The organism is Halorubrum sp. SD690R (genome assembly GCF_005435035.1).
GTDB lineage: Archaea > Halobacteriota > Halobacteria > Halobacteriales > Haloferacaceae > Halorubrum > Halorubrum ezzemoulense.
Map to the genome: position 1 here is coordinate 1 of NZ_SGTV01000023.1, position 23,459 is coordinate 23,459.

At 68.8% G+C, this 23,459-nt stretch carries 22 protein-coding genes, 1 tRNA gene and 1 pseudogene; 15 read left to right on the forward strand and 9 right to left on the reverse strand.

What is annotated here, in order from left to right; translation table 11 throughout:
• Nucleotides 1-141: 141 nt before the first annotated feature.
• Both EXE41_RS13345 and EXE41_RS13350 read left to right on the forward strand, forming a co-directional pair.
• Nucleotides 142-393 (forward strand): annotated as a pseudogene (locus EXE41_RS13345) (IS4 family transposase); the annotation flags it as partial.
• A 122-nt stretch (nucleotides 394-515) separates the two neighbouring features.
• The gene (locus tag EXE41_RS13350) at nucleotides 516-950 is read left to right on the forward strand and encodes a hypothetical protein (RefSeq protein WP_137691278.1); all 435 of its coding nucleotides are present in this window, start codon (nucleotides 516-518) and stop codon (nucleotides 948-950) included.
• A gap of 237 nt (nucleotides 951-1,187) precedes the next feature.
• Here the strand turns inward: EXE41_RS13350 and EXE41_RS13355 are convergent.
• Nucleotides 1,188-1,258 (reverse strand) — tRNA-Gly (locus EXE41_RS13355).
• Nucleotides 1,259-1,486: 228 nt separating this feature from the next.
• Between EXE41_RS13355 and EXE41_RS13360 the strand changes: the two genes are divergently transcribed.
• Both EXE41_RS13360 and EXE41_RS13365 read left to right on the forward strand, forming a co-directional pair.
• Entirely contained in the window at nucleotides 1,487-2,011 is a 525-nt protein-coding gene (locus EXE41_RS13360; RefSeq protein WP_086216402.1) for a DoxX family protein, read from the forward strand.
• Between the two features lie 13 nt (nucleotides 2,012-2,024).
• On the forward strand, nucleotides 2,025-2,309 hold the full coding sequence (locus tag EXE41_RS13365) for a hypothetical protein (protein ID WP_049897570.1): 285 nt from the start codon (nucleotides 2,025-2,027) through the stop codon (nucleotides 2,307-2,309).
• 101 nt (nucleotides 2,310-2,410) lie between these two features.
• Here the strand turns inward: EXE41_RS13365 and EXE41_RS13370 are convergent, their stop codons facing one another.
• Genes EXE41_RS13370 through EXE41_RS13385 form a run of 4 tightly spaced genes read right to left on the reverse strand, consistent with a single transcriptional unit; the run spans nucleotide 2,411 to nucleotide 9,564 of the window.
• Nucleotides 2,411-4,858: a methyl-accepting chemotaxis protein gene (locus EXE41_RS13370; RefSeq protein ID WP_086216401.1), complete on the reverse strand. Its 2,448-nt coding sequence runs from the start codon at nucleotides 4,856-4,858 to the stop codon at nucleotides 2,411-2,413.
• A 60-nt stretch (nucleotides 4,859-4,918) separates the two neighbouring features.
• Nucleotides 4,919-5,569, reverse strand: a complete 651-nt coding sequence (locus EXE41_RS13375) for a class I SAM-dependent methyltransferase (protein WP_086216400.1) — start codon at nucleotides 5,567-5,569, stop codon at nucleotides 4,919-4,921.
• A gap of 42 nt (nucleotides 5,570-5,611) precedes the next feature.
• Nucleotides 5,612-7,819 carry a type II secretion system F family protein gene (locus EXE41_RS13380; RefSeq protein ID WP_094552737.1) on the reverse strand — a complete coding sequence of 736 codons (2,208 nt, stop codon included), beginning with the start codon at nucleotides 7,817-7,819 and terminating at the stop codon, nucleotides 5,612-5,614.
• A complete protein-coding gene (locus EXE41_RS13385) occupies nucleotides 7,816-9,564 on the reverse strand; it encodes a type II/IV secretion system ATPase subunit (RefSeq protein ID WP_086219173.1) in 1,749 nt (582 codons plus the stop codon). Before EXE41_RS13385 ends, EXE41_RS13380 begins: the two co-directional genes overlap by 4 nt.
• A 194-nt stretch (nucleotides 9,565-9,758) precedes the next feature.
• Between EXE41_RS13385 and EXE41_RS13390 the strand changes: the two genes are divergently transcribed.
• Entirely contained in the window at nucleotides 9,759-10,247 is a 489-nt protein-coding gene (locus EXE41_RS13390) for a DUF5793 family protein (RefSeq protein WP_049932784.1), read from the forward strand.
• Between the two features lie 14 nt (nucleotides 10,248-10,261).
• Here EXE41_RS13390 and EXE41_RS13395 read toward each other — a convergent pair whose 3' ends face one another.
• Together EXE41_RS13395 and EXE41_RS13400 are read right to left on the reverse strand one after the other, a co-directional pair.
• Nucleotides 10,262-11,173 carry an S-adenosyl-l-methionine hydroxide adenosyltransferase family protein gene (locus tag EXE41_RS13395; protein ID WP_086219172.1) on the reverse strand — a complete coding sequence of 304 codons (912 nt, stop codon included), beginning with the start codon at nucleotides 11,171-11,173 and terminating at the stop codon, nucleotides 10,262-10,264.
• A 180-nt stretch (nucleotides 11,174-11,353) separates the two neighbouring features.
• Nucleotides 11,354-11,884, reverse strand: a complete 531-nt coding sequence (locus EXE41_RS13400) for a nicotinamide-nucleotide adenylyltransferase (protein WP_086216397.1) — start codon at nucleotides 11,882-11,884, stop codon at nucleotides 11,354-11,356.
• A 170-nt stretch (nucleotides 11,885-12,054) separates the two neighbouring features.
• Between EXE41_RS13400 and lonB the strand changes: the two genes are divergently transcribed.
• The 5 genes from lonB to EXE41_RS13425 all read left to right on the forward strand — a co-directional run bounded on the left by lonB (nucleotide 12,055) and on the right by EXE41_RS13425 (nucleotide 18,045).
• Nucleotides 12,055-14,280 carry an ATP-dependent protease LonB gene (lonB, locus tag EXE41_RS13405; protein WP_049932787.1) on the forward strand — a complete coding sequence of 742 codons (2,226 nt, stop codon included), beginning with the start codon at nucleotides 12,055-12,057 and terminating at the stop codon, nucleotides 14,278-14,280.
• A gap of 355 nt (nucleotides 14,281-14,635) precedes the next feature.
• Nucleotides 14,636-15,556 carry an NAD(P)/FAD-dependent oxidoreductase gene (locus EXE41_RS13410; RefSeq protein WP_094520928.1) on the forward strand — a complete coding sequence of 307 codons (921 nt, stop codon included), beginning with the start codon at nucleotides 14,636-14,638 and terminating at the stop codon, nucleotides 15,554-15,556.
• Nucleotides 15,557-15,689: 133 nt separating this feature from the next.
• Complete coding sequence (locus tag EXE41_RS13415; protein ID WP_094520927.1) at nucleotides 15,690-15,932, forward strand: FeoA domain-containing protein; 243 nt, start codon at nucleotides 15,690-15,692, stop codon at nucleotides 15,930-15,932.
• Entirely contained in the window at nucleotides 15,929-17,830 is a 1,902-nt protein-coding gene (feoB, locus tag EXE41_RS13420; RefSeq protein ID WP_137691279.1) for a ferrous iron transport protein B, read from the forward strand. Before EXE41_RS13415 ends, feoB begins: the two co-directional genes overlap by 4 nt.
• Nucleotides 17,827-18,045 carry a hypothetical protein gene (locus EXE41_RS13425; protein WP_086216393.1) on the forward strand — a complete coding sequence of 73 codons (219 nt, stop codon included), beginning with the start codon at nucleotides 17,827-17,829 and terminating at the stop codon, nucleotides 18,043-18,045. Before feoB ends, EXE41_RS13425 begins: the two co-directional genes overlap by 4 nt.
• 104 nt (nucleotides 18,046-18,149) lie before the next feature.
• Here EXE41_RS13425 and EXE41_RS13430 read toward each other — a convergent pair whose 3' ends face one another.
• Nucleotides 18,150-18,329 (reverse strand): hypothetical protein, encoded by a 180-nt coding sequence (locus tag EXE41_RS13430; protein ID WP_137691280.1) that lies wholly within the window; start codon nucleotides 18,327-18,329, stop codon nucleotides 18,150-18,152.
• 225 nt (nucleotides 18,330-18,554) lie between these two features.
• Between EXE41_RS13430 and EXE41_RS13435 the strand changes: the two genes are divergently transcribed.
• From EXE41_RS13435 to EXE41_RS13445, 3 genes are read left to right on the forward strand one after another with little or no spacing between them, the layout of a single operon-like run.
• A complete protein-coding gene (locus EXE41_RS13435) occupies nucleotides 18,555-19,979 on the forward strand; it encodes a cytochrome ubiquinol oxidase subunit I (protein WP_137691301.1) in 1,425 nt (474 codons plus the stop codon).
• The gene (locus EXE41_RS13440) at nucleotides 19,972-20,976 is read left to right on the forward strand and encodes a cytochrome d ubiquinol oxidase subunit II (RefSeq protein WP_137691281.1); all 1,005 of its coding nucleotides are present in this window, start codon (nucleotides 19,972-19,974) and stop codon (nucleotides 20,974-20,976) included. The genes EXE41_RS13435 and EXE41_RS13440 overlap by 8 nt, the downstream gene beginning before the upstream one ends.
• A gap of 1 nt (nucleotide 20,977) precedes the next feature.
• A complete protein-coding gene (locus EXE41_RS13445) occupies nucleotides 20,978-21,223 on the forward strand; it encodes a hypothetical protein (RefSeq protein WP_086219167.1) in 246 nt (81 codons plus the stop codon).
• 22 nt (nucleotides 21,224-21,245) lie between these two features.
• Here EXE41_RS13445 and EXE41_RS13450 read toward each other — a convergent pair whose 3' ends face one another.
• The gene (locus EXE41_RS13450; protein ID WP_049932799.1) at nucleotides 21,246-21,485 is read right to left on the reverse strand and encodes a hypothetical protein; all 240 of its coding nucleotides are present in this window, start codon (nucleotides 21,483-21,485) and stop codon (nucleotides 21,246-21,248) included.
• Nucleotides 21,486-21,624: 139 nt separating this feature from the next.
• On the opposite strand from EXE41_RS13450, the gene EXE41_RS13455 reads away from it, so the two are divergent.
• Both EXE41_RS13455 and EXE41_RS13460 read left to right on the forward strand, forming a co-directional pair.
• The gene (locus EXE41_RS13455; protein ID WP_049932800.1) at nucleotides 21,625-22,344 is read left to right on the forward strand and encodes a helix-turn-helix domain-containing protein; all 720 of its coding nucleotides are present in this window, start codon (nucleotides 21,625-21,627) and stop codon (nucleotides 22,342-22,344) included.
• Nucleotides 22,341-23,273 carry a sulfurtransferase gene (locus tag EXE41_RS13460; RefSeq protein ID WP_137691282.1) on the forward strand — a complete coding sequence of 311 codons (933 nt, stop codon included), beginning with the start codon at nucleotides 22,341-22,343 and terminating at the stop codon, nucleotides 23,271-23,273. Before EXE41_RS13455 ends, EXE41_RS13460 begins: the two co-directional genes overlap by 4 nt.
• Nucleotides 23,274-23,459 lie beyond the last annotated feature (186 nt).

Genomic DNA, 23,459 nt, shown 5'->3' on the forward strand with positions numbered 1-23,459 from the left:
AGTTGATCACCGCCATTAGCCGCTGTGTCGGCTTTTTATCTTCGACCTCCGCGAGAGCGTCGCGGAGGTCGTCAAGAGTGGCGGCGTCAAGCGTGGACATACTTGCTAATCACACTCTAACCTAAAGCATATTTAGCTGACAGTATGAGTCGTGAGCTGTTGGATCTGGTCACCGAGCAGGCCGATGACGAGATCGTGTTTCCACCGGAACGCTGGGCGGCGACCTTCCGGTCGCACGCCCAGCTCATCCTCCATGAACTCGGTGAGTATCTCGGTTACTCGCCACCGCCGTTGCTGGAGCAGCTGATCGAGGACGCCCAGAAGATTCACCAGCAACGACCGATCTTACAGGAGACGCTCGCTACCGCTACACAACCGAGGTGTGAGTCTTAGCTAAAGACGAATGGTACTGATCACTAAGAAGCGAGCTGCTGACTTCCTATGGGCCGTATAACAGCGCGTTGTAAGGTTACAAGCTCCGTGATAATTTTATTTCTCCGGAATTATCATCAATTATGGAAATAGATATTCAGCGTCACGTTCGGGATGAGAATGATCCGAAACTACCCTCAGAGGCTATGGAAAAAGAGTTTGAACTCTGGGAGGAGGAGTATACCGTAGAAAATCTTAGTGACTTGACCGTATCACAGATCAAGTCAAGAAAATCCCGATTTGAGAACCGGGCACATCGCTTAGTAGCAGAGCATAACCCCGGAAAGGCAATTCAAAATGATCCAGCATTAGCAGCTTCTATGGGAAAACCTGCGTACACAAAGGAAGAGTGGGAGCAATCTCGGGAGATGATTGGGAGAAAGAAAGAGGAGATCTCGCTCCGGTTTGACCAAGCAATAGGACAGGTCAAAAAAGAGAGAGAAGATTCAAAAATGAAGCAATTAGTCGGACTGCTGGATTCTGTGACTCCAAACTCAGTAAGTATCAGTCTATCCTGAATGTAGTTCTCGCTATTTATTCAGTCATTTCACCAAGTCCTGTGTATTCAGTCCTGAAAAACCAGAAAGAAATCACAAATATCAGTTTCAATATAAATCCTTTGAGCTGGCATAATGTTTCAAACAGTCTTCTCCAAGTGAACCATCTTGAATATTGTAGTTAGGTCTGATTTTTCTCTTAAATTTCCATGGGTATTAGAATTGGAAAGTTGCGCAGGCACTTGGGAGAGCGCCTAATGCGCCGGCCGGGATTTGAACCCGGGCCATGAGCTTGGAAGGCTCAGGTCCTACCACTAGACCACCGGCGCTCGCGTCGGTCGATGACGCATCTACACGTAGGCGGAACGACTTTCATAAGCGTTCCGTGTTCTGACGGGGCTCGAACGCGATTCCCGGCGCCGATCCGGGTATGTATACTTAAAGAGCCACGATACTGCGGACGTGTCCCAGCGCTCTAGAACGCTTTTCAGCCGCTTAGAACCCTGTACGGTACATATGTGTGTACAAACCCAACGTACATCTGTGAGGTGACACCGATGTCATACCAATCGAGCAATCCGCTGGTCGGCGAGGTCGAGTTCGCCCTAGAGGGACCGTGGGCGACCTACTGGATCGCGTTCCTGCGCGTCGTGACCGGGTGGTGGTTCTTCCACGCCGGGGTCACCAAGATCATCGAGAACGGGTTCGCGTTCACCTACGGGCCGTCGTACATGAAGGGCATGACCGGCACCGCGCTGGGCGGCATCCCCGTCTGGATGGGGAACAACCTCGCGTGGCTCATCGAACCCGGCGTGCCGCTGTTCGAGACGCTCATCGGTCTCGCGCTGATCGCGGGGGCGTTCACCCGCTTGGCCGCGTTCGGCGGGGTCATCTTCATGGTCCTGTTCTGGATCGGGAACGCCGGCTTCGGTCACGGCGTCGTCAACAGCGACCTGATGGGCCTGTTCCTGTTCATGACCGTGATCGTGCTCGCGGCCGGTCGGTACTACGGGCTCGACGCGCTCCTCGAACAGACGGCGCTCGTCAAGCAGAACCCCAAGCTGCGGTACCTGCTCGGTTAAGAGGTGATTCACTATGACAGACACCATTGACAAGGCGGCACGGGCGTTGAGCGCGGGACTGATGCTGTTCGGCATCGTGGTCCTCGGACTAGTCGAGACGTTCACCGGCAAACCGTTCGCCCCGGCCCCGATAACGAACGAGGCGGGCGAGGTGACCGCGATGCCGCTGATCAGCCCGGAGATCCGGACCGGCTTCGTGCTGGCCGGCCTCGTGGTGCTCGGGCTGTACGCGGCCTACCGGTTCGTGGCGCCGCTCCCCGAGGACCGGGGCGTCAGCCACGAGACGATGGCTGACTGAGAAGCGAGGCACCCGGCCGCGACGTCACCGGCAGTGCTCGTCGCCGCGGGCGACGACGACCACTTTCCTTCGTTCTAACGTTCGCTGAGAGCCGTCTCCGGCTACGCCGAGTCGTCGACGTGCGGCTCGCCTGGCTCTCCAGTTCCGTGAGCGGTGCCGCCGTCGGTGCTGGCGGGGGCGGCGTCGGACGGCTCCTCGTCCGCGCCGAACGTGAACGCCGTCTCGCCCGTCTCGCCCGATCTGCCGGCGGCGGGTTCGCCGACCGAATCGCCGTTCGCGCCCCCGACAACGTCGTCCCCGGCCTCGGCGTCGACCTCGAAGCCCTCTGTCATCTCCCGCAGGTCGCTGGCGCGCTCGTGGAGGTCGTGCGCCTGTTCGGACACCTCGCCGAGCGTGGCGGCCTGCTCCTCGGCGGCAGAGGCGACGGTGGTCGCCTCGGCGGTGGTCTGTTCGCTCACGCCCGCAAGGTCGTCGACCGCGCCGGTCACCTCGTTGACCGACTGCGCCTGCGCGTCCATCGCGCCGGAGATCTCCTGAACGCCGTCGTCGGCCTCGCTCACGCGGTCGGCGACCTCGGCGAGCGCGTCCTCCGCGTCCTCCACGACGTCGACCCCGTCGTCGACGCCCTCGCGGATCGCGGCCATCTCGTCGACGCTCTCGTCGGTACGCTCGCGGAGGCTCTCGATCAGCGACTCCACCTCCGCGGCGGACGCCTGGGTCTCCTCGGCGAGCGACTTGACCTCCTCGGCCACGACCGCGAAGCCGGAGCCGGCCTCGCCCGCGCGGGCGGCCTCGATCGAGGCGTTGAGCGCGAGCAGGTTCGTCTGGTCGGCGATCTCCGAGATCGTCTCGACGATCGCGTCGACCTCCGCCATCTCGGCCTCGAGCCGCTCGACCGTCTCCGCGGCGGACTCCGAGCGGGACTCGATCGCGTGGAGCTCGTCGACGGCGTCGGCGGCCGCCTCGCGCCCCTCCTCGGTGAGCGCGTCGGCCTGCCGGGAGGTGGTCGCGACCTCGTCCGCGGAGGCGGCGACCTCCTCGACGGTCGCCGACATGTCCTCCATCTCGCCGGCGACCTCGGCCAGCTGACGGCTCTGCCGCTCCGCCCCGGCCGATATCTCGTCGACCGCGTCGCTCGTCTCCCGGCCGGCGGCCGCGGCCTCGTCGGTGCCGTCGGTGACCGCGTCGCTCCGGTCGGCCACTTCGACCGCGAACGCGTCGACCTCCGCGATCGCGGCCTCCAGCTCGTCCATCGCGTCGTTGAACTCCGCGGCGATCGCGCGGAGCGCCTCGGGGTCGTCCGGCTCTGCGTCGAGCCGAGCCGTGAGGTCGCCGTCGGCGCAGGAGGCCAATGTCTCGCCGAAGTCGCCCGCCCGCGACTCCAGGCGGTCGGCGAACGCCTCGCTCTCCGCCTTCGCCGCCTCGGCGCGCTCGCGCTGCGTCTCCGCCGACTCGATCTGCTCGCGCAGGGAGTCGCGCATGGTCGCGAACGCCCCGGCGAGGTCGCCGAACTCGTCGCGCCGCGCCGTGTCGAAGTCGACGTCGAGGTCGCCGTCGGCCAGCGCTGACGCCCGGGCCCGGAGCTGGTTCAGCTCGACGACGGTCCCCCGGCCGAGCGTCACGCCGATGAGCCCGAGCCCGACGACCGCGACGCCGACGATGAGGAGCAGGTTCCGCCCGATCATCCCCGAGAGCGCGTACGCCTCTGAGAGGGGGACGTGGACCGCGACGTACCAGGCCTCGGTGGGGACCGGGGCGTAGGCGACGAAGTACCGCTCGCCGTCGGCGAGTTCGAGCGTCGCCGACGGGACGGACCCGATCGGGTTCTGTCGGTCGAAGAGCTGCGACCGGACCGGTTCGTCGTACCGCTCGCCCGCGACGCCGTCGCGATCGCTCGCGCCGATCTCGCCGTCGGTCTCGACGATCGACGTGAACGCGCCGTCCGTCGGTTGCCGGAAGTCGCCGACGAGCGACCCGAGCGAGACCTCCATGACCACGTATTTTCGTTTCGGCGTCCCGGCCACGTAGGCGACCCGGCGCTCGCCGTCGACCTCGTACGTCGCCGTCGTGGTGACGGTGTCGCCGAGCAGGAGCCCGTCGTCGAACCACTGCTGGCTCGTGAGCGTCTCCGCTCGGTCACCGTTCCCGCCCGCCTCGTTGGTCGACGCGAGTACCGCGCCGTCCTCGGGGTCGATGTAGTGGAACGCAAGCACGCCGTCGCTCGCCCGAGACAGATGCGAGGAGAGATACGCCGCGACGGCGGCCGAGTCCTCGCTGTAGATGTCGTTGTCAGCGGCCTCCGCGACGGTCCCGCGCCGGTCGGCGGTCCAGCTGCCGGCTTCGGTGGCGCTCAGCTCCGCGACGGCCGTGTAGTCGCTCTGGGCGCTCGATTCGAGCTGCTCGGTCGTCTCCGCGTACGTGACAGCCCCGACGGCGCCGATCGCGAGGACGACGACGACGAGGGCGACGAGGAACTTCGCGAGGTAACTCCGGGCCACCGCGTCGGGCGCGACCCGACGCAGGATCCGTTCGAGGAAGGTGTCGGCCATTACCAGCAGGCGGTCGGCAGGGACCCTTTAATCCACCCCCGTCGATATTGTCTGTGATAATCAGGGGCGTTCCGGCTCGACTTCCGCGTAACAGTTCCCGCTGGATAGCTCCGTTCGACGCGTTTCGAGAGCGCTCTCGCCGAGATCCGTCTCGAACTCCGCGGGCGAGTAGATGTGATAGTACCGAGGCACCGTCTCGCCGCCCGGCAGCGTCCAGTCGACGGTCGTGTCGAACCCCTCGTCGCGGTCGAACCGCTCGTGGGCCGTGCTCCACGCGCTGACGAGCGCGACGCCGCCGGGCGCGAGGACGCGCGCCAGCTCGTTCAGGCTCTCGACGCGGGCGCTCCGCGGCGAGAGGTGGTGGAGCGTGGCGACGTAGACGGCGAGGTCGACCGCGCCGTCGCGGACCGGGAGCGCCGTCGCGTCGCCGTGGACGAACGCGGTCGCGTCGGCGAACCCCCGGTCGCGGGCGCGGGCCGTCGCCTCGGCGAGCAGCCCGCGGCTGAGGTCGAGGCCGACCGCGGTCTCGGTGCGCGCCGCGAGCGCCTCCGTGTGGCGGCCGTTGCCGCAGCCGACGTCGAGCGCGAGCCCCCCCGACCGACCCTCTAAGAACGACTCCACCTCGGGCCACGCGTACTGCCGCGTCTTCGAGAAGTGGGTCGCGATGCGGTCGTACGTCGACTGCGGATCGCCGGTCGGCTGCGGGTCCATACCGGCTTCTCGGCCGCGACGGGGATATGTCGACCGGACGCCTCACACCGCCCCGATCGCGGCGAACGCGACGAGCGTGAGCGCGAGCAACACCACGACGTGTTTCACGCCGTCGCGGACCGACCCCTCTCCGAGCTGTCCGGCGACGAGCCCGGAGCAGACCGCCTGGATCGACGCGGCGTGGAAGAACAGCTGCTCGTAGACCGCCACGTCGATGTCGCCGATCCCGTCCGTGATCCCGCCGGGTCCGCCGGAGACCCCGCTCCCGGTGTCGGGGAGTCCGCCGCCCGTCCCCGGGACGCCCGCCGCCTCGATGGCCGGGATGAACGACACCGACAGCGCCGCGATGATCCCGAGGAAGACGAGGAAGGAGATGTAGATGACGATGAGATACGTTAACATCACTTGTCGGCGTTCGCGCCGGAGCGCCCACGTCGCGCGCGATTCGTCGGCCGCGATCCGGAGGACGGGACCCACGTCCCCGCTCGCCTGAATCGCGTTGGTGACGAGCGCGACCGCCCGGGAGGTCATCGGCGACCGGACCCGTCGCTCCAGCCGGCGTAGCGCCGTGGAGACGTCCGCCCCCCAGTCGATGTCTCGGCGCGTCCGGCGGAGGTCCTCCGTCAGGGCTTCCAGGTTCGAGTCGGCGACGCGGCGGACGCTGCCGACCACGTCGGTGCCCGCCTCGTTGACGCTGGCGAGCCGGTCGAGGAAGTCCGGCACCGCGGACTCGACGCGGCGGACGCGGCGCTTGCCGAACTCGTAGGCGACCGCGTACGCCGCGAGGACGAGGGCGGTCGCGACGACGAGCGGGCCGTCGACCTGGTCGATCATCTCCATGGGCGTCCCGAGCGTGACCGGGAACGCGAAGACGAGCAGCCCGACGACCGCGGCCGGGACGACGGCGAGGAGCACCGTTCGCGGCGAGGCGAGCACCGTCTCGACCGGCGACGCGACCAGCCGCCGCACGCTCCGGAGGCGGTCGTACACGCGGAGCCGCTCCCGGCTCGCCGCCCAGCGGTCCGCTCCGGTACCGCCCGCGCCGGCGCCGTCCGCCCCGGAACCGCCCGCGCCGCTCTCGGCGGCCGCTCCCCCGTCGAACCGCGGCGAGTCGCCCCGGTCGCCGGGCTCGTCCGTGGCGTGGCGCACGCCCGTGACCGAGGGGGTGTCCGGGTCCGCGAGCGACGACTCCGCGACGGTCTCGGTGCCGCCGACGCCCTGCGTCACGCTGTCGACGTAGACGACGAAGCCGAAGGTGGCGAGCGGCACGCCGAGGTAGACGACGACGCGGAGGAGCGGGAGGGTGTCCTGTAAGACGAGCCCGATGACGACGAGGATGGTGATGAAAAACAGCGGGCCCGCGACCAGCGCCGTCACGTACGCCTCGGCGAACGTCGAGAGCAGTTCGAGGTACTGCTCCTGTTTCGCCTCCGCCTCCGCCTGATAGCGCTCGTACTGGTCGTTGAGGAACTCCGACACCGACTGCCCGGTGCCGAGGACGGACGCGAGGTTCTCCGAGAAGTCGGCCAGGTCGTCGCTCGGCGTCCGCCGGGAGATGCGCTGGAGCGCGGTGAGCGCGTCGGTTCCGAAGGCGTTCATGTCGCGGACCGCGACCGACAGCTCGGCGGCGGCCTCGCCGTACACCTCCTCGTTCTCCGCGAGCGTGTCCATCACCCGGGGAAACGCCATCCCGGAGCGCGAGAGCGCGTACATGAACGCGACCGTCCGCGGCAGCGTGGCGTCGATCTCCGCCGCCCGCGCGGCGGCGCGCTGGTCGAGCAACTGCCACCGAGCGAGGTAGGCGCCGAGCGCGAGGCCGGAGCCGACCGTCGCGGAGACGACCGCGAGCAGGACGAACAGCCGACCGAGCCCGAGGTCGGCGAGCCGCGCGACGACCGCGACGAACTCGACCGACGCCGGGAGCGCCGCGCGGATCGCGGCCTCGCCGACGTCGAGCGCGGCGAGCAGCGCGCCGGCCGCGTACACGCCGATGACGCTGCCGGCGACCCCGAGGACCGCGGCGTACAACAGGGTCCGCGAGGCGTACACGCGGTGCGTCGTGCCGGCGACGTGGGCCGCGCGCATTCGGTCGCGCTGAGCCTGCCGCCGCGCCTCGTTCTCGCCGACGTAGTCGCCGAACGCCGACAGGGCGACGCGGGTGACGAACAGGTCGGCCCGGTCGTCGACGAGCGGCAGCGCGAGCGCGAGACAGACCGCGACCGCGGCGACGAGGGGGAGGTACTCGATCATCGGTCCGTGGCGTCGGATCCCGCGTCTCCGGCGCGCGCGCCGTCGCCGTCGGAGGCGTCGGGGCCGCGGTCGGTGCCGCCGCCCGGCGAGGCGTCTTCGGCCGCGAACTCGTCGGGGTCGACGCCGTCGGCCGCGGCGGCGCGCTCGTCGAGCTTCTCCATCACGCGGTCGGCGTCGGCGTAGTACTCGTTGACGAGGGCGGTGAACGTGCGGTAGTCGTCGATGCCGAGCGCGGAGAGGAGTTCGAGGAATCGCTCGCGGCGCCGGACCTCGCGGAGCAGCTCCGACCGGGACCAGCCGCGCTCGTCGGCGATCTCCTCCAGCAGCGACGAGTCGTTGCGCCGGAACGTGTCGGAGTCCGGCCGCCACTCGAACGCCGAGGAGTAGTCGAGCTCCCCGGTGCGCTGGTCGATACCGCCGATCTCGCCGATCGTCTTCGCGCGGCGGACGCGCTCGTCGTCGGCGCGGGTGAGCGTCTGGACCGACAGCATGTCGAGCGACTGAACCATCGCGCGCGGCACGTTGATCGGCTCGTTCTCCAGCCGGTTGATCACGGTCTCGATCGAGTCGGCGTGCATCGTCGAGAACGTGGTGTGACCGGTGTTCATCGCCTGGAAGAGCGTGATCGCCTCCTCGCCGCGCACCTCGCCGACGACGATGTACTCGGGGCGGTGGCGCAGCGCCGACCGCAAGAGGTCGTACATATCGATGTCGGTCCCCTCGTACCGGCGCTCGCGGGTGACCGCCGAGAGCCAGTTGTCGTGGTACAGCGAGAGCTCGCGGGTGTCCTCGATGGTGAGCACCTTCGCCCGCGGCGGGACGAACATCGACACCGCGTTCATCGAGGTGGTCTTCCCGGACGCGGTGCCGCCCGCGAAGATGAGGCTCTTGTTGTGCTCGATACAGAGCCAGAAGTACGCCATCTGCTCGACGGAGAACGTGCCGTACTCCACGAGGTCGACGGGGGTGAACGGGTCCTCGGCGTACTGGCGGATCGTGAACGCCGAGCCGCGCGGGGTCACCTCCTCGCCGAGCGCCAGCTCCGCGCGTGAGCCGTCGGGGAGCGTCGTCTCGACGATGGGGTCGCCGACCGAGACGTGGCGGCCGGACTGCTGCGCGAGCCGGATCACGTAGCTGTCGAGCGCCTCCTGTCCGAAGGAGACGTTCGTCTCGATGTCGGTGTACTCGTCGTGGTAGACGAAGATCGGGAGGTCGTAGCCGTCACAGGAGACGTCCTCGATGTGGCGGTCGTTCAGCAGGGGGTCGACCTTCCCGAAGCCGCGGAAGTCGCGGTAGAGGTAGTACACCAGCGCGTGGAACGTGTCCATCTCGGCCTCGACGCCGTACCCCTCCAGCAGCGTCTCGAGTTCGGTCCTGAGCGTCTCCTCGTCGGTCTTGCCGCTCCCCTCGCGGTAGAGGAGCGGATCGCGGATGTCGTCGACGACGCGGTCGAGGAGCTCGCGCTCGAACGCGTCGAGCTCGGGCTCGACCGCGTAGTAGCGGTGTTCGCTCTCGGCGTCGTCGTAGGTGATCACGACGTACGCGTACGGCGCGTTCACCCAGTACCGGTCGACTTCGGTCTCGTCTTCCGGAACGACGAACGACGCGAGCGGGCCGTCCTCGCCCGGGCGAAACGGCCGGACGTCGAGCGTCGACCCCTGAAGCAGCTCCCACGTCCGGGAGAGCCGCCGCTGGAGGGCCTCGATCCGGTCGCCGAGGTCGCTCTCGCCGGCCTCGCTCGCCATGGATACGGTGCCCTAGAGGCGGGGGGAAGTTAAACTACCCCCGACGATTATCAGGACCGACATCGAGGTCCGCCGCCGCGGTCCCGACCGAGTGCCGATCCGGTCCCGGCGCGGACGCCCGAGCATCGTCGGTTCCGCGCCGCCGCTCCGCCCGTTACGTTGATACGGCCGGACCGCAAAGCATCCGATAGGAAATGCGGCGTGACTACTTCGAGTTGACCGTCGAGGGCGTCGGAAACGACGCCGGCTCCCAGTCGCCCCCGCTGGTGCGGATCGACTTCCACGGTCCGGAGGATCTCCTCCGCGAGCGACTCTCGGGGGGCGAAAGCGAGGACATCATCGTCGAGACGGACGACGACCTGCTCGCGGCCGACCAGATCGACGTCGCCTTCCGGCTCCGCGAGCCGCTGGACGAGGCGGACGAGCCGGAGGGCGTCGTCGGCGTCACCAACCGATACACGGGCGACTTCATCCTCGAACTCAACGAGACGGCGACGGACGTACTCCCGTTCATCCACGCCGCGCGCGACGCGACCGACGACGGCGACGCGCGGTACCGCGTCGAGATCGACGTCGACGGCGAGCGCCTCGTCGCCTACGACAAGGACACCTTCCTCGTGTACGACCAGGAGGGGAACCTGCTCCGCAGCGAGAGCCTGATTCCCTCCGGCGTCGAGCTGTAACCGGTTTTTCGGACTCAGAGGCTGACGCTGTCGGGAACGAACCGGACCGCGTCGCCCGGTCGGAGGTCGAACGCGCCGTCGCCCCGGCCGTCGTTCACGTCACACTCCGCGTAGCCGTGGCTCCCGACCGTGACGAGGCGCTCGCCGGGGTCGACGGCGCCGAACGTCTCCGCGACCGGCGTGAGGTCGCCGTTCACGCGGACCCAGTCCCGGCCGCGGACAAGCTCGCCGGGGACGTTGGTGATCACGTTGCCGAACCGGTCGATCGCGAGCACTTCGCCGTCAACGGCGACCACGTCGCCGGTGTCGGCCTCGTCGTCGGTACCGTCCTCGCTGTCGGTGCCGTCCTCGGCGTCGGTGTCCTTCTCGGCCTCGCCCGCGTCGCGTTCGACCGACGGCTCGGGAAAGTGGACGTCCACGGGGTCGTTCGCGGGCGCGAGGTCATCGATCCCCGCGAGCGCTTCGGCGACCGCGTCGACCGCGGGCTCCCCGTCCGACGCCGTCAGTTCGTCGTCGAGCGCCGTCCGGACGCGGGCCGCGGTCGGCGCGAACACGTCGCGGCCGTGGAACGTCTCGCTCGCGGGGTCGTCGACCGCGATGGACCAGACCTCGACATCCGACTCGTCGGCCGCCAGCGCGCGGGCCGGCGGCATCGCGAGCCCGTTGTCGGGCGCGACGATGACGTGCGCGCCGGCCCGGACGACGAGGGCGTCCCGGTCGGTGCCGACGCCGGGGTCGACGACGGCGCAGTGGACCGCCGGCGGGAACTCCGGGAGGACGAACCGGAGCCAGAACGCGGCGGCCCGGGGGTCCCCGCGCGGCAGATCGTGCGCAACATCGATCAGCTCGGCGTCAGTGTGCCGGCGAATCACTCCCTTCATCGCGGCGGGGTACGGCGACCCAAAGTCCGAGGTGAGCGTGATCATACCGGAACCCGCGTGCGGCGCGGGGTTAAATGGAACGGGCGTCGTCGTCGCCGGTCTCCGTATCTGTCCACGAGCAGGCGGCCGGAGCGTCGGAGTCGGCGCCGAGGCTTCGAAGCGATCGGCGGTCGGTCCGCGATCGGCGGTCCGAGGCGATCAGCCCTCTTTACACGGATCGCCGCGCTACAGGTCGGACGGCTCGCCGCCGTTCGAGTCCGTCTCCGCGATCCGGCGGATGCGCTCGACGCCGTCGACTTCGCGGATCACGTCGACGACGGGGTCGGGGACGAGGTCGGCCCACTCCCGGCCGCGGATCATGCGCTCGCGGAGTTCGGTCCCCTCCAGCACGTCGCGGCGGAACATCGGCGACTGGCGCACCTCGACGCCCGCCTCCTCGAACAGGCGGACCACGAGCGGGTTGTTCGAGTAGGCCACGTCGAAGCGCGGGGTCATGCTCTGGACGTGGCTCACCCACACGGAGTTCCGGTCGAGGTCCTCGATCGGGACGACGTAGGTGGTGGCGTCGAGCTCCTCGACCGCCTTCGTCACCATCATCACGCGCTCGCCGGCGGTGAATGGGTTCCGCGTGGTGTGAGAGTCGCCGGCGGAGCCGATCCCCAAGACGAGCTCGTCGACCTCCGCCGCGATCTCTTCCACCATGTGCCGGTGGCCGTGGTGGAACGGCTGATACCGGCCGATGTAGAACCCCCGCATGAGTCTACGTACCGTCGGCGTCATTTATAAACCCCGTGGGAACGCTCGCGGGGCGTGATCGGTCGATATACGGCTTGAAAGCGGTGTTTACTGCCCCCGGGGCTACCCCTCCGGGGGGAGAAAGTATATCAGTAACCGACCCGTCCTTTTCGATAGCGACACCCGATTCTATGAGCAACGAGAAGGACACGAACGACCCGACGGCCGACGACCCCGACGAACCGCCCCACGGCGGCGTCGACGACTCGAGTCCGGCGGGGAACGGCGAGGACGCCACGCCCGGCGACCCCGAGCCCGACGACGGCCCGGCGAACGAGTCCGGCGTCGACGAAGACCCGGCCGCGGACTCCGACGACGACCCCTGGGACGACGGGGTCATCGTGGACGACGACGGGTTCGACGAGGGTCGGAACGGCGACGCCGCCGATCCGGCCGACGACGGCGGGATCGACGAGCTCGGCAGCACCGTCGAGGTCGAGGGCGCCGAGATCGAAGAGGACCCCGACGAGGACGACCTCCTCGGCGGGCTCAAGATAGACACGACGGCCGAACTGGAGATCCCGGACCGGCTCGTCGACCAGGTCATCGGGCAGGAACACGCCCGGGACGTGATCATCAAGGCGGCGAAGCAGCGGCGCCACGTGATGATGATCGGCTCCCCCGGGACGGGGAAGTCGATGCTCGCGAAGGCGATGTCCGAGCTCCTCCCCAAAGAGGAGCTTCAGGACGTGCTGGTGTACCACAACCCCGAGGACGGCAACAAGCCGAAGGTCCGGACGGTGCCGGCCGGTAAGGGCGACCAGATCGTCGAGGCGCACCGCGAGGAGGCGCGCAAGCGCAACCAGATGCGGTCGCTCCTGATGTGGATCATCATCGCCGTCGTGCTGGGCTACGCGCTCATCATCGTCGGCCAGATCCTCGTCGGCATCATCGCGGCCGGCGTGGTGTACCTCGTCTTCCGCTACCTCAACCGCGGTTCGGATGCGATGATCCCGAACCTGCTGGTGAACAACGGCGACACGAAGACCGCGCCGTTCCGCGACGCGACCGGCGCGCACGCCGGCGCGCTGCTCGGCGACGTGCGACACGACCCGTTCCAGTCCGGCGGGATGGAGACGCCCAGCCACGACCGCGTCGAGGCGGGCGCCATCCACAAGGCGAACAAGGGTGTGCTGTTCATCGACGAGATCAACACGCTCGACATCCGCAGCCAGCAGCACCTCATGACGGCGATCCAGGAGGGCGAGTTCTCGATCACGGGCCAGTCTGAGCGCTCCTCGGGCGCGATGGTCCAGACCGAGCCCGTCCCGACCGACTTCGTCATGATCGCGGCCGGGAACCTCGACGCGATGGAGAACATGCACCCGGCGCTGCGCTCCCGGATCAAGGGGTACGGTTACGAGGTGTACATGGAGGACACCATCGAGGACACCCCGGAGATGCGCCGGAAGTACGTCCGGTTCATCGCCCAGGAGGTCGCGAAGGACGGCCGCCTGCCCGAGTTCTCGGCGGAGGCCGTCGAGGAGATCATCCTCGAGGCCAAGCGCCGTTCCGGCCGCAAGGGCCACCTCACGCTGAAGATGCGGAACCTCGGCGGGATGGTCCGCGTCGCGGGCGACATCGCCCGGGGCGAGGACGCCGAGATGACCACCCGCGAACACGTCCTTCAGGCGAAGGGGCGCTCGCGCTCCATCGAGCAGCAGCTCGCCGACGACTACATCGAGCGCCGCAAGGACTACGAGCTCCAGGTCTCCGACGGCTACGTCGCCGGCCGCGTCAACGGCCTCGCGGTGATGGGCGAAGACTCCGGGATCATGCTCCCGGTGATGGCCGAGGTGACGCCGACCCAGGGCGGCGGGCAGGTGATCGCCACCGGCCAGCTCAAGGAGATGGCCGAGGAGTCGGTCCAGAACGTCTCGGCGATCATCAAAAAGTTCTCCGACGAGAACATCTCGGAGAAGGACATCCACATCCAGTTCATCCAGACGGGCCAGCAGGGGGTCGACGGCGACTCCGCGTCCATCACGGTCGCGACCGCTGTCATCTCCGCGCTGGAGAACGTCGGCGTGGACCAGAGCCTCGCGATGACCGGCTCGCTGTCGGTCCGCGGCGACGTGCTCCCCGTCGGCGGGGTCACCCACAAGATCGAGGCGGCCGCGAAGGCCGGCTGCGACCGAGTGATCATCCCCGCAGCCAACGAGCAGGACGTGATGATCGAAGACGAGTACGAGGAGATGATCGAGGTCATCCCGGTCTCGCACATCAGCGAGGTCCTCGACATCGCCCTCGAGGGCGAGGCCGAGAAGGATTCGCTCGTCTCCCGGCTGAAGTCGATCACGGGATCCGCGCTGAAGGACGGCAACGTCTCCGGCCCGTCCAACCCGAGCCCGCAGTAGGCGGCTCCGCGCCCCGCGGTCCGATTTCTTCTGTCCTCGCTTTCGTTCCGGCGAGCCGCCGCACCGCGGTCTTCGCCCGCGGTTCGAGTGCCGCCCGCCGAGTCCGGTCTCGGTCGCTTATCGAGCGAGGTTGTCTCCGCCGCCAGTATTTTGTAAAATGTACACAATACTAATGCGCCAAACAAACGATTCACCGACGGGGACAAGACGTATTTCGCGGCGATCGATACGATTTCAACCCGACTATAGCCACAGAAGCGCGTTTCAGTCGATATCTCGGAGGGGACGCCGACCACTCCGAGTGAATCAGCGGGCGGAATTAATAAGTTAGTATAGTACATACTACGCAATACAGATGTCAGGGATCGCGATCGTCGGCGGGGGACCGACCGGACTGAACGCCGCCATCTACACCGCTCGGGCGGACAGGCGAACGCTCGTGTTCGACGACGGGGGCGGGACCACCCGTGACGTGGACACGATGGAGAACGTCTACGGGTTCCCGGACGGGGTCACGGGCCCGGAGCTCGTCGATCTGGGGCGAGAGCACGCGCGGAAGTACGGCGCCGAGATTGTCGAGGAGGAGGTTGTTCGGATCGAGCCGGACGGCGACCGGTACCGCGTCGAGACGACCGTCGACGAGTACGTCGTCGACGGGGTTATCATCGCGACGGGCGCGGACTACGAACGGCCGGCCATCGCGGGCGTCGAGGCGTACGAGGGCCACGGCGTCTCCTACTGCGTCGAATGCGACGCGTACTTTTACCGCGACAGCCCCGTCGCTGTCGTCGGCGACGACAACTACGCCGCGACCGAGGCGCTGATGCTGCTCGACTACACCGACGACGTCCGGATCCTCACCAACGGGTCGGCGTTCGAGGCGGACGACGGCTTGCGGGACCGGGTCGCCGACGCGGGGATCCCGGTGGTCACCGACGACCTCGATCGACTCGCCGGCGAGGAGGTCCTCGAAGCCGTCGTCACCCGAGAGGGCGACGAGATCCCGGTCGACGGGCTGTTCGTCGCGCTGGGCACCGCCGGCGGCACCGACCTCGCGGAGATGCTCGGCGTCCCCGTCGAGGGAGACGACATCGTCACCGACGAGGCGCAGTCGACGCCGGTGGACCGGGTGTACGCCGCGGGCGACGTTACCGGCGGCCACCAACAGATCGCGACCTCCGTCGGAGAGGGAGCCCGAGCGGCCATCAACCTGCTCGAGGAGCTCCGCGGAGCGGACTACATCGATTACAAGAAGCTGGACTCGCAGCCGGCCTGACCGGTCCGACCGCTGACGCGCGCGAAGCGCGAAAGCGGCGGTCGGGTCCGGGCCCGCGGGTCCAGAGCGGTTTATATAAGACTCCATAATGTGCCGTGCCGCACAACACGCCCGTCGTTTTAGGTAGGCCTAAATGGTGGTCGCGCTGGCCGACATCCCGTCGGGCGAGTGGGTGGAACTGGTCGACGTGCCGGACGGCGAGCGCCGCGCTCGGTTACTGCGACTCGGCCTGCTGGACGGCCGCGTCGAGTGTCGCCGCCGGATCCGCAACGGTCCGGTCGTCGTCAGGCGTCGCGGGACGGAGGTGGCGCTCGGGCGGTCGCTGGCCCGGGAGATAACCGTCGAGCGAGCGGCCCCCGACGACGCACCGCGATGACGGCGAGCGGGGACGCGGACCGCGGGCCCACATCCGGCGACGCCGAGGCGTCCGCGGCGCTGGTCGGCGCGCCCAACGCGGGCAAGAGCGTGCTGTTCGGACGGCTCACGGCCGAGTACGCCGACGTCTCGAACTACCCCGGCACCACGGTCGAGACGACCGCGGCGACCCTCGGGTCGACCCGCCTGATCGACACGCCCGGGGTCCACGGGATATCGTCGTTCTCCGAGGAGGAGCGGGCCACGAGGGCGGTCGTCTTGGAGGCGGACGCGGTCGTGAACGTTGTCGACGCCACGCGGCTCGACCGTGACCTGTTCGTGACGCTACAGCTGTTGGACATGGGCGTGCCGACCGTCGTCGCGCTGAATATGATGGACGAGGTCGAGGCCGACGGCGTCGAGATCGACGTCGGCGCGCTGGAGGCGACCCTCGGCGTCCCCGTCGTCCCGACCGTCGCCGTCACCGGCGCCGGCGTCGACGAGTTGCGCGATCGGCTCCCGGAAGCGACCGCCCCCGAGTCGACGCCCGTCGACGCGTACTACGACGCGCTCCCCGACGGGATCGAGGCCGGGCGGGCGGAGAAGACACTCCTCGTCGAGGGCGACGAACCGACGGCTCGCCGCGTCGGTGCCGGCGGCCTCGCGGCCGACGGGGGCGACGCGCCGCTCGCCGGCCTCGGAGAGCGGGAGGCGGTGTATCGCGAGCGCCGGACGCGCGTCCGGTCGGTCGTCGAGGCGGTCGAACGGGGTCCCGCTCCCGGACGGAGTCGCGGGGGACGGCTCGGAGACCTGTTGCTGCGGCCGGTGACGGGGATCCCGATCGCGCTCGCGCTCCTCCTCGCGGTGTTCTACGTCATGGGGGTGCTCGTCGCGCAGCGCGTCGTCGGCTACGCGGAGACCGTGGTCTTCGGGCGATACTACACGCCGGCGGTCGAGGCGGCCGTCGCGGATCTGCTCCCGGCGCGGGGGTGGGCCGCGCCCGTCGAGTTCCTGCTCGTCAACGATAACCTAGGGCTGCTGACGGTCACCGTTCGGTACACCCTCGGGGTCCTGCTCCCGCTCGTGGTCGCGTTCTACCTCGTGATCGGGACGCTCGAAGACGCCGGCGTCCTGCCGCGACTCGCCGTGGTGACGGACAGAGGGCTCGACAGGATCGGGCTCAACGGCCGCGCGGTCGTCCCGCTGATCGTCGGCGTGGGATGCGTGACGATGGCGGTCGTCTCCACCCGAATGGTCGGGTCGCGCCGGGAGCGGCTCATCACGACGGCGCTGCTGGGCCTCGCGATCCCCTGCTCGGCGCAGATCGGCGTCGTCGCGGGGTTGCTCGCGGAACTCGGGGTCGTCTGGTGGGGCGGCTACGTGGCGGTGTTACTCGGGGTCCTCGGGGCCGCCGGCGTCGTTCTCGACCGGACGCTCCCCGGCCGACAGGACGCGCTGATCGAGCAGCTCCCGCGGCTACGCCTCCCCCGCCCGACGAACGTCGCCCGGAAGACGGCGAACCGGACCGCCGCGTTCCTCGGGGAGGCGGCCCCGCTGTTCGGGGTCACCGCGGCGGCGGTGTCGACGCTCGAGTACCTCGGCGCGCTCGACGCGATAGTCGGCGCGCTCCGGCCGCTGACCGCGGCGCTGGGCTTACCCGCGTCGTTCGGCGAGGTGCTCGTGTTGGGACTGATCCGCCGCGACTTCGCCGCCGCGGGGATGACGGGCCTGACGCTGTCGGCGTCACAGACCTTCGTCGGACTGGTCGTTGTCACGCTGTTCGTCCCGTGTATCCTCACGATGGCGATGATCCTCAGGGAGCGCGACGCGCGGAGCGCGCTCCTCGTGTGGGCCGGCTCTTGGGTCACGGCGTTCGCCGTCGGCGGCGGCGTCGCGGCCGCCTTGGAGGTGATCGCGTGATCTGTCCCCGCTGCGAGTACGAGTTCGATCCGGCGAACGGGCTCTCGTGTCCGCGCTGCGGCGCGCCCGCGTCATGTTCGGGCGTCTCCTGCGCCGAGTGCGGCGCGTGTTCGTCGCCCTTCGAGCGACTCCGCCGACGGCTCGCGGAGCGACTCGCCGGCGAGCCCCGTCGCGACCGGGACTCCTCCGGGGACGACCCCGCGAGCGAGTCCTGACGAACGCCGGTGCGAGACGGCGCGGGTCGCGGTCGGGCGCTCTGAGAAGCCCCCGTCGCTCGCGCCGGACGCTCGGCCGGGCCGTCGCGGAGCGGGCGTCCGGGTCAGCCGACCGACTCCCAGTTCCGGTACAGCGCCACGCCGAACACGAGGACGATCCCGCCGACCCCGACCTGCCGGCCGACCGTCCCGAAGTCGCCGTCGAGGCCGGCGACGACCGCTCTGACGGTCATCACCAGCGTGACGAGCGCGACGAGCGCCAGCACGGCGTGCCGTGTTTCCATGCGTGAACGCAGTCGCCTCGCCACCCAAAACGATGGCTTGGCGCAGGACAACGTCGGGCCAGCGGGCGAGCCGCCGCGTCGCCGCCGAGAGGGCGGCGGCGGGCGCTCCGCGGCCGGTTGTCCTGTGCCAACTCCGGGATTATGGACGAGGAATGCGCAGTGTTACGCGAGGAGACCGCCGCGTCGCGCGCCGGAGTGAACCTTCCAACCCGGACCCACCACGACATGATCGATCCAGTACTCGCAAGCCGATTCCAGTTCGCCCTGACGACGATCGTCCACATCATCTTCCCGGTGATGAGCATGGGACTGGCCCCGTTCCTGATATACTTCACCTGGAAGGACGTGCGGGGCGGCGACCCGGTGTACGAACAGCTGCGTCGCTTCTGGACGAAGATATTCGCCGTCTCGTTCGTCGTCGGGACGGTCACCGGGATCGTCTTAGAGTTCGAGTTCGGGACCAACTTCGCGGCGTTCTCGACGACCGCCGGCGAGCTGTTCGGCGGCCCGCTCGCCGTCGAGGGGATGATGGCGTTCATGCTGGAGGCGACGTTCCTCGGCGTCTTCGTGTTCGGTCGCGAGCGCGTCTCCGACCGGTTGTACCTGGTGTCCAGCCTCGCCGTCGGCGTCGGGACGTGGCTGTCCGCCGTCTGGATCCTCATCGCGAACTCGTGGATGCAGATGCCGCGCGGCTACGAGCTCGTGACCGAGAACGGGCAGGAGGTGGTCCACCTCGTCGACCCGCTCGCGGCGTACCTGACCCCCCGGTTCGGCTACATGTACGTCCACATGCAAAACGCCGCCGTCGAGTCGGTGGCGCTGTTCATGGCGGGCGTCTCCGCGTACTTCGTCTACCGACACCACGTCTGGGGACACCAGACGGAGAACATCGCCTTCTGGCAGAAGACGCTCAAGATCGCGCTGGTCGCGCTGCTGATCACGGCCCCGCTACAGGTGCTTCAGGGCGACCTGTACGCGCGGCACGTCTACGAGACGCAGCCGCAGAAGTTCGCCGCCATGGAGGCGGTCTGGGACACCGAGGCGTACGTCCCAGAGTACATCTTCGCGATCCCGACGGACCTGAGCCAGTTCACGGACCCCCGCGCGAAGGAGCTGTTCGGTCTCGGCATCCCGGGCGGGGCGTCGTGGCTCGCCAGCGGGGGCGACGCGACCGCGGAGATCCGCGGACTGAACACGTTCGAGACGGAGGCGCCGCCGGTCGCCGTCGTGTTCTGGTCGTTCCGCGCGATGGTCGGGATGGGCTTCTGGTTCATCCTGCTCGCGTTCTGGGGCGGCTACCGGTGGTACACGGGCGAGCTGTTCGAGGACGGGCTGCTCCACAAGGCGCTGATGGCGTCCAGCCTGCTCGGCATCGTCGCGGTCGAACTCGGGTGGGTCGTCACCGAGGTCGGCCGTCAGCCCTGGGTGATCCAGGGCGTGTTGAAGACGAGCGAGGGGGTCTCTCCCGGTCTCACCGGGACGGAAGCGATGATCACGCTCGCCGGGTTCGTCGGCGTCTACGCCGGCATCCTCGCGCTGTACACGTACGTCGTCGCGCGGGTGATCCGTGATGGGCCCCCGAGCGTGCGCGAGCTGCGGTCCGCGGCCGAGCGCGACGCCGCGCCGGGGGAGGTGCCCGGCGATGACTAGCGCCGTCGACGCGCTCGCGGCGGGCCCGCTGCTCGGCCTGCCGCTCCCGGAGCTGTGGTTCGCGCTCGTGTTCGCGATCCTCGGAACGTTCCTGTTCCTCGACGGCTTCGACTTCGGCGCCGGCGCGATCTTCGCGACGCTTCGCGAAGACGAGGCGCGCGAGGCGGTGCTGTCGGCGATCGGGCCGTTCTGGGACGGGAACGAGGTGTGGCTCGTCGTCTTCGGCGGCGCGCTGTTCGCCGCCTTCCCGTCGGTGTACGCGGGGCTGTTCAGCAGACACTATCTGTTGATGTTCGGCATCCTCGGCGCCCTCATCCTCCGGGGACTGGCGCCGGAGATGTACGAACAGCGCCACGACGCGCGGTGGCAGCGGTGGTGGGGGCGGTCGTTCGTCGCCGGCAGCGTCCTCGCGCCGTTCCTCCTCGGCGCGTTCGCGGGGAACTGGCTCGCCGGGAGCCCCCGGTCGCTCACGCTCGTCGGCGTCGTCACCGGGGTCGCCGTCACGGCGCTGACCGTCGTTTCCGGCGCCGCGTTCCTCCGCCTGAAGGCCCGAGACGCGCTCCCCGAGACGGTGACTGAGATCGGCGTCGGGGCCGTCGCGGCGTACCTCTTCGCGGTCGTCGCGACCCTCGGCGCCCTGGCGACTCGGCTCCCCGCCGGCGTCGACGCGCTGCTATCGCCCCCGGTGCTCGCGCTGGTCACCGCCTCCGTCGGGCTCGGCGTCGGCTACGGCGTCGCGCTTCGACGCGGGGCGGACCTCGCCGCGCTCGCGGCGGCCGCGGGACTGACGTACGGGCTGACCGCGGTCGTCGCGGTCCTCATGTACCCGCGCATCGACCCGGCGACCGGGGCGACGGTCGGGGAGGCCGTCGTCTCGACGCTGCCGCTGAACCTCATGTCGATCGGCGCGGCCCTGCTGTTACCGCTGGTCGCCGTGTACTTCGCCGTCCTGTACTCGGCGTTCAGCGGCCCGATCACGGCCGAGGAGGCGTACTGAGATGAGCGACGGCTCGGAGGCGCACGCGCCGACCCGGCGGTCGTCGGTCGGAACGCTGCTGCTCTCGCGCGTGTTCATCACGTGGGCGGAGCTCCTCGTCGTCGGGTTCGGCGGGGCGGTCGCGGGCGGCGCCGCGTCCGGCCCGCCGCAGCTCGTCGTCTACTTCGCGACGGTCCTCGCCGCGGTCGCCGTGTTCATGTTCAACGTCGACCGGCTCGTCGCCGCCCGCATGCGAGAGGCGACGTGACCGGAGCGCGCCGCGCCGAGCGTCAGTCCGACCGACGGCTCGACCGCCTGAACGGACCAACGCCGTGGCGCTTGGCGACGATGCCGAACAGCAGCGCGGCGCTCGGGAGGAAGAGCAGCGCGCCCAGCGCGGTGACGGTGTCGTCGTGGGTCAGTCCGAGGGCGAATCCCCCGATCCCGGCGGCGAGCGCGAGGAGGGCCGGGATGAGGAGACGGCTCCGGAGCGCGGTCGGCGTCTCGCGACCCGAGGGCGAAAGCTCCATACGAGACAACGTAAGTGCGTCGGGCCCATATCACACGCGTTGTCGAGGGACAACTTCCCGCCGGGACGCGGCCCGACGCCGGCGAGGTCACCGTCACCGCCGCGAACCGAGACCGCACGACCGGACCAGTCACCGCCAGATGTACGACTTCAGCTTCGAGATAACGTACGAGCCCGGCGCCGACGAGTACGTCGACCTGTTCATCGACCGCGGCTCCCTCCAGTCGGAGGCGACCTACTCGTGTCTGGACCCCACAGAGCTGTGGAAGCTCGAGTCGGTGACCGGCGACGCAGCCGACCTCGACGCCGTGGACGAGCTGCTCTTAGACGAGTCGGTCGACCGCGAGTCGATCAGCGGCCGGGCGTGTCGCTCGGCCCGCGCGACGAGCCTGTTGACCGAAGAGCAGCGGCGGCGGGTGGCGTACACGTACGTCTCTGACGTGGACTACTGCGAGTCCGTCCCGCTCATCACGGCGAAGTACGTCGACGGGGGCGTCCTCTTCGAGCAGACGCTGTCCGGCGACACGGTCCGCTGGCGCGTGCTGGTCCAGGACGACTCGAAGATCGGAATGTTGTACGACACGCTGTCCGCGAAGCTCGGCGACGGGCTGTCGTTCTCCTTCGAACACCTGACCGAGGTCGACCACTGGGAGAGCGAGCTGCTCTCCCGGCCCGACGTGCCGGCCGAACAGCGCGAGACCCTGTTGCTCGCCGTCGAACGCGGGTACTTCGAGACGCCGCGAGACGTGACGCTCGACGAGCTCGCGGCGGAGCTCGACGAGCCGCGCTCGACGGTGTCGTACCGGCTTCGACGCGCGACCGCGGAGCTGGCGAAACGGTTCGCCGACCAACAGTCATGACCGCAGAAACCCCACCCGACGACGATCAGCGGAAGCCCACAAGCGCGTCGCTAGCGGGGCGGTACCCGACGGATGTGCTCGTCAGCCCCGACTGGGTCGACGCCCGCCTCGACCGGTTCGACGCCGCCGATCCCGACCTGCGCCTGCTCGAGGTCGACGTCAACGCCTCGTTCTACGAGGAGGGGCACGCGCCCGGCGCCGTCGGCGTCGACTGGCGCACCGAACTCCGGTCGACGGAGGTACACGACATCCTCTCTCCGGAAGAGATGACCGCCTTCCTCGAATCGAGCGGGATCACCGAGGAGACGACCGTCGTCATCTACGGCGACAACCGGAACTGGTTCGCGGCCCACCTGTACTGGCAGCTCGCCTACTACGGCCACCCGGACGTCCGGATCATGGACGGCGGCCGAGAGTACTGGACGGAACACGACTACCCGACCACGACGGACCCGGTCGACCCGCCAGCCGTAGCGTACGGCGACGCGCCCGACGCGCCGGCCAGACCGGCGGTGCGGGCCGCGCGCACGGACGTGCGGGCGGCGCTCGACACGGACACGAAGTTCGTCGACGTGCGCCTGCCCGAGGAGTTCCGGGGGGAGATCACGAAGCCCCCCGGCAGCAACGAGGGCGCGATGCGGGGCGGCCACATCCCCGGGGCGACGAACGTGTTCTGGGCGGAGAACGTCCGGCCCAACGGCCTGTTCAAGTCGCCCGAGGAGCTGGCGGCCGTGTACGAGTCTCGGGGGATCACCCCCGAGGACGACATCATCGTCTACTGCCGGATCGGGGAGCGGTCGTCGGTGACGTGGTTCGTCCTCGAGGAGCTGCTCGGCTACGAACACGTGCGGCACTACGACGGCTCCTGGACCGAGTGGGGGAACATGATCGGCGTCCCGATCGAAGTGGGCGAGCCCGACGGCGGCTAGCTACTCCCGACGACGGCCCGCTGTTGTCTCGGCGGCGGCTGGGTACTGCCTTCGAATCGGGGCTAGCCGCCGCTCTCGGCCGTCGAGACCGGTCGTTGTCCTGCGCCAAACGGTTACATTAGCCGCTGTGCGCGCAAACGTCGGTAATGAGCGGTTCTCACGCCGAGCGGAGGGCGAAGCGCACAG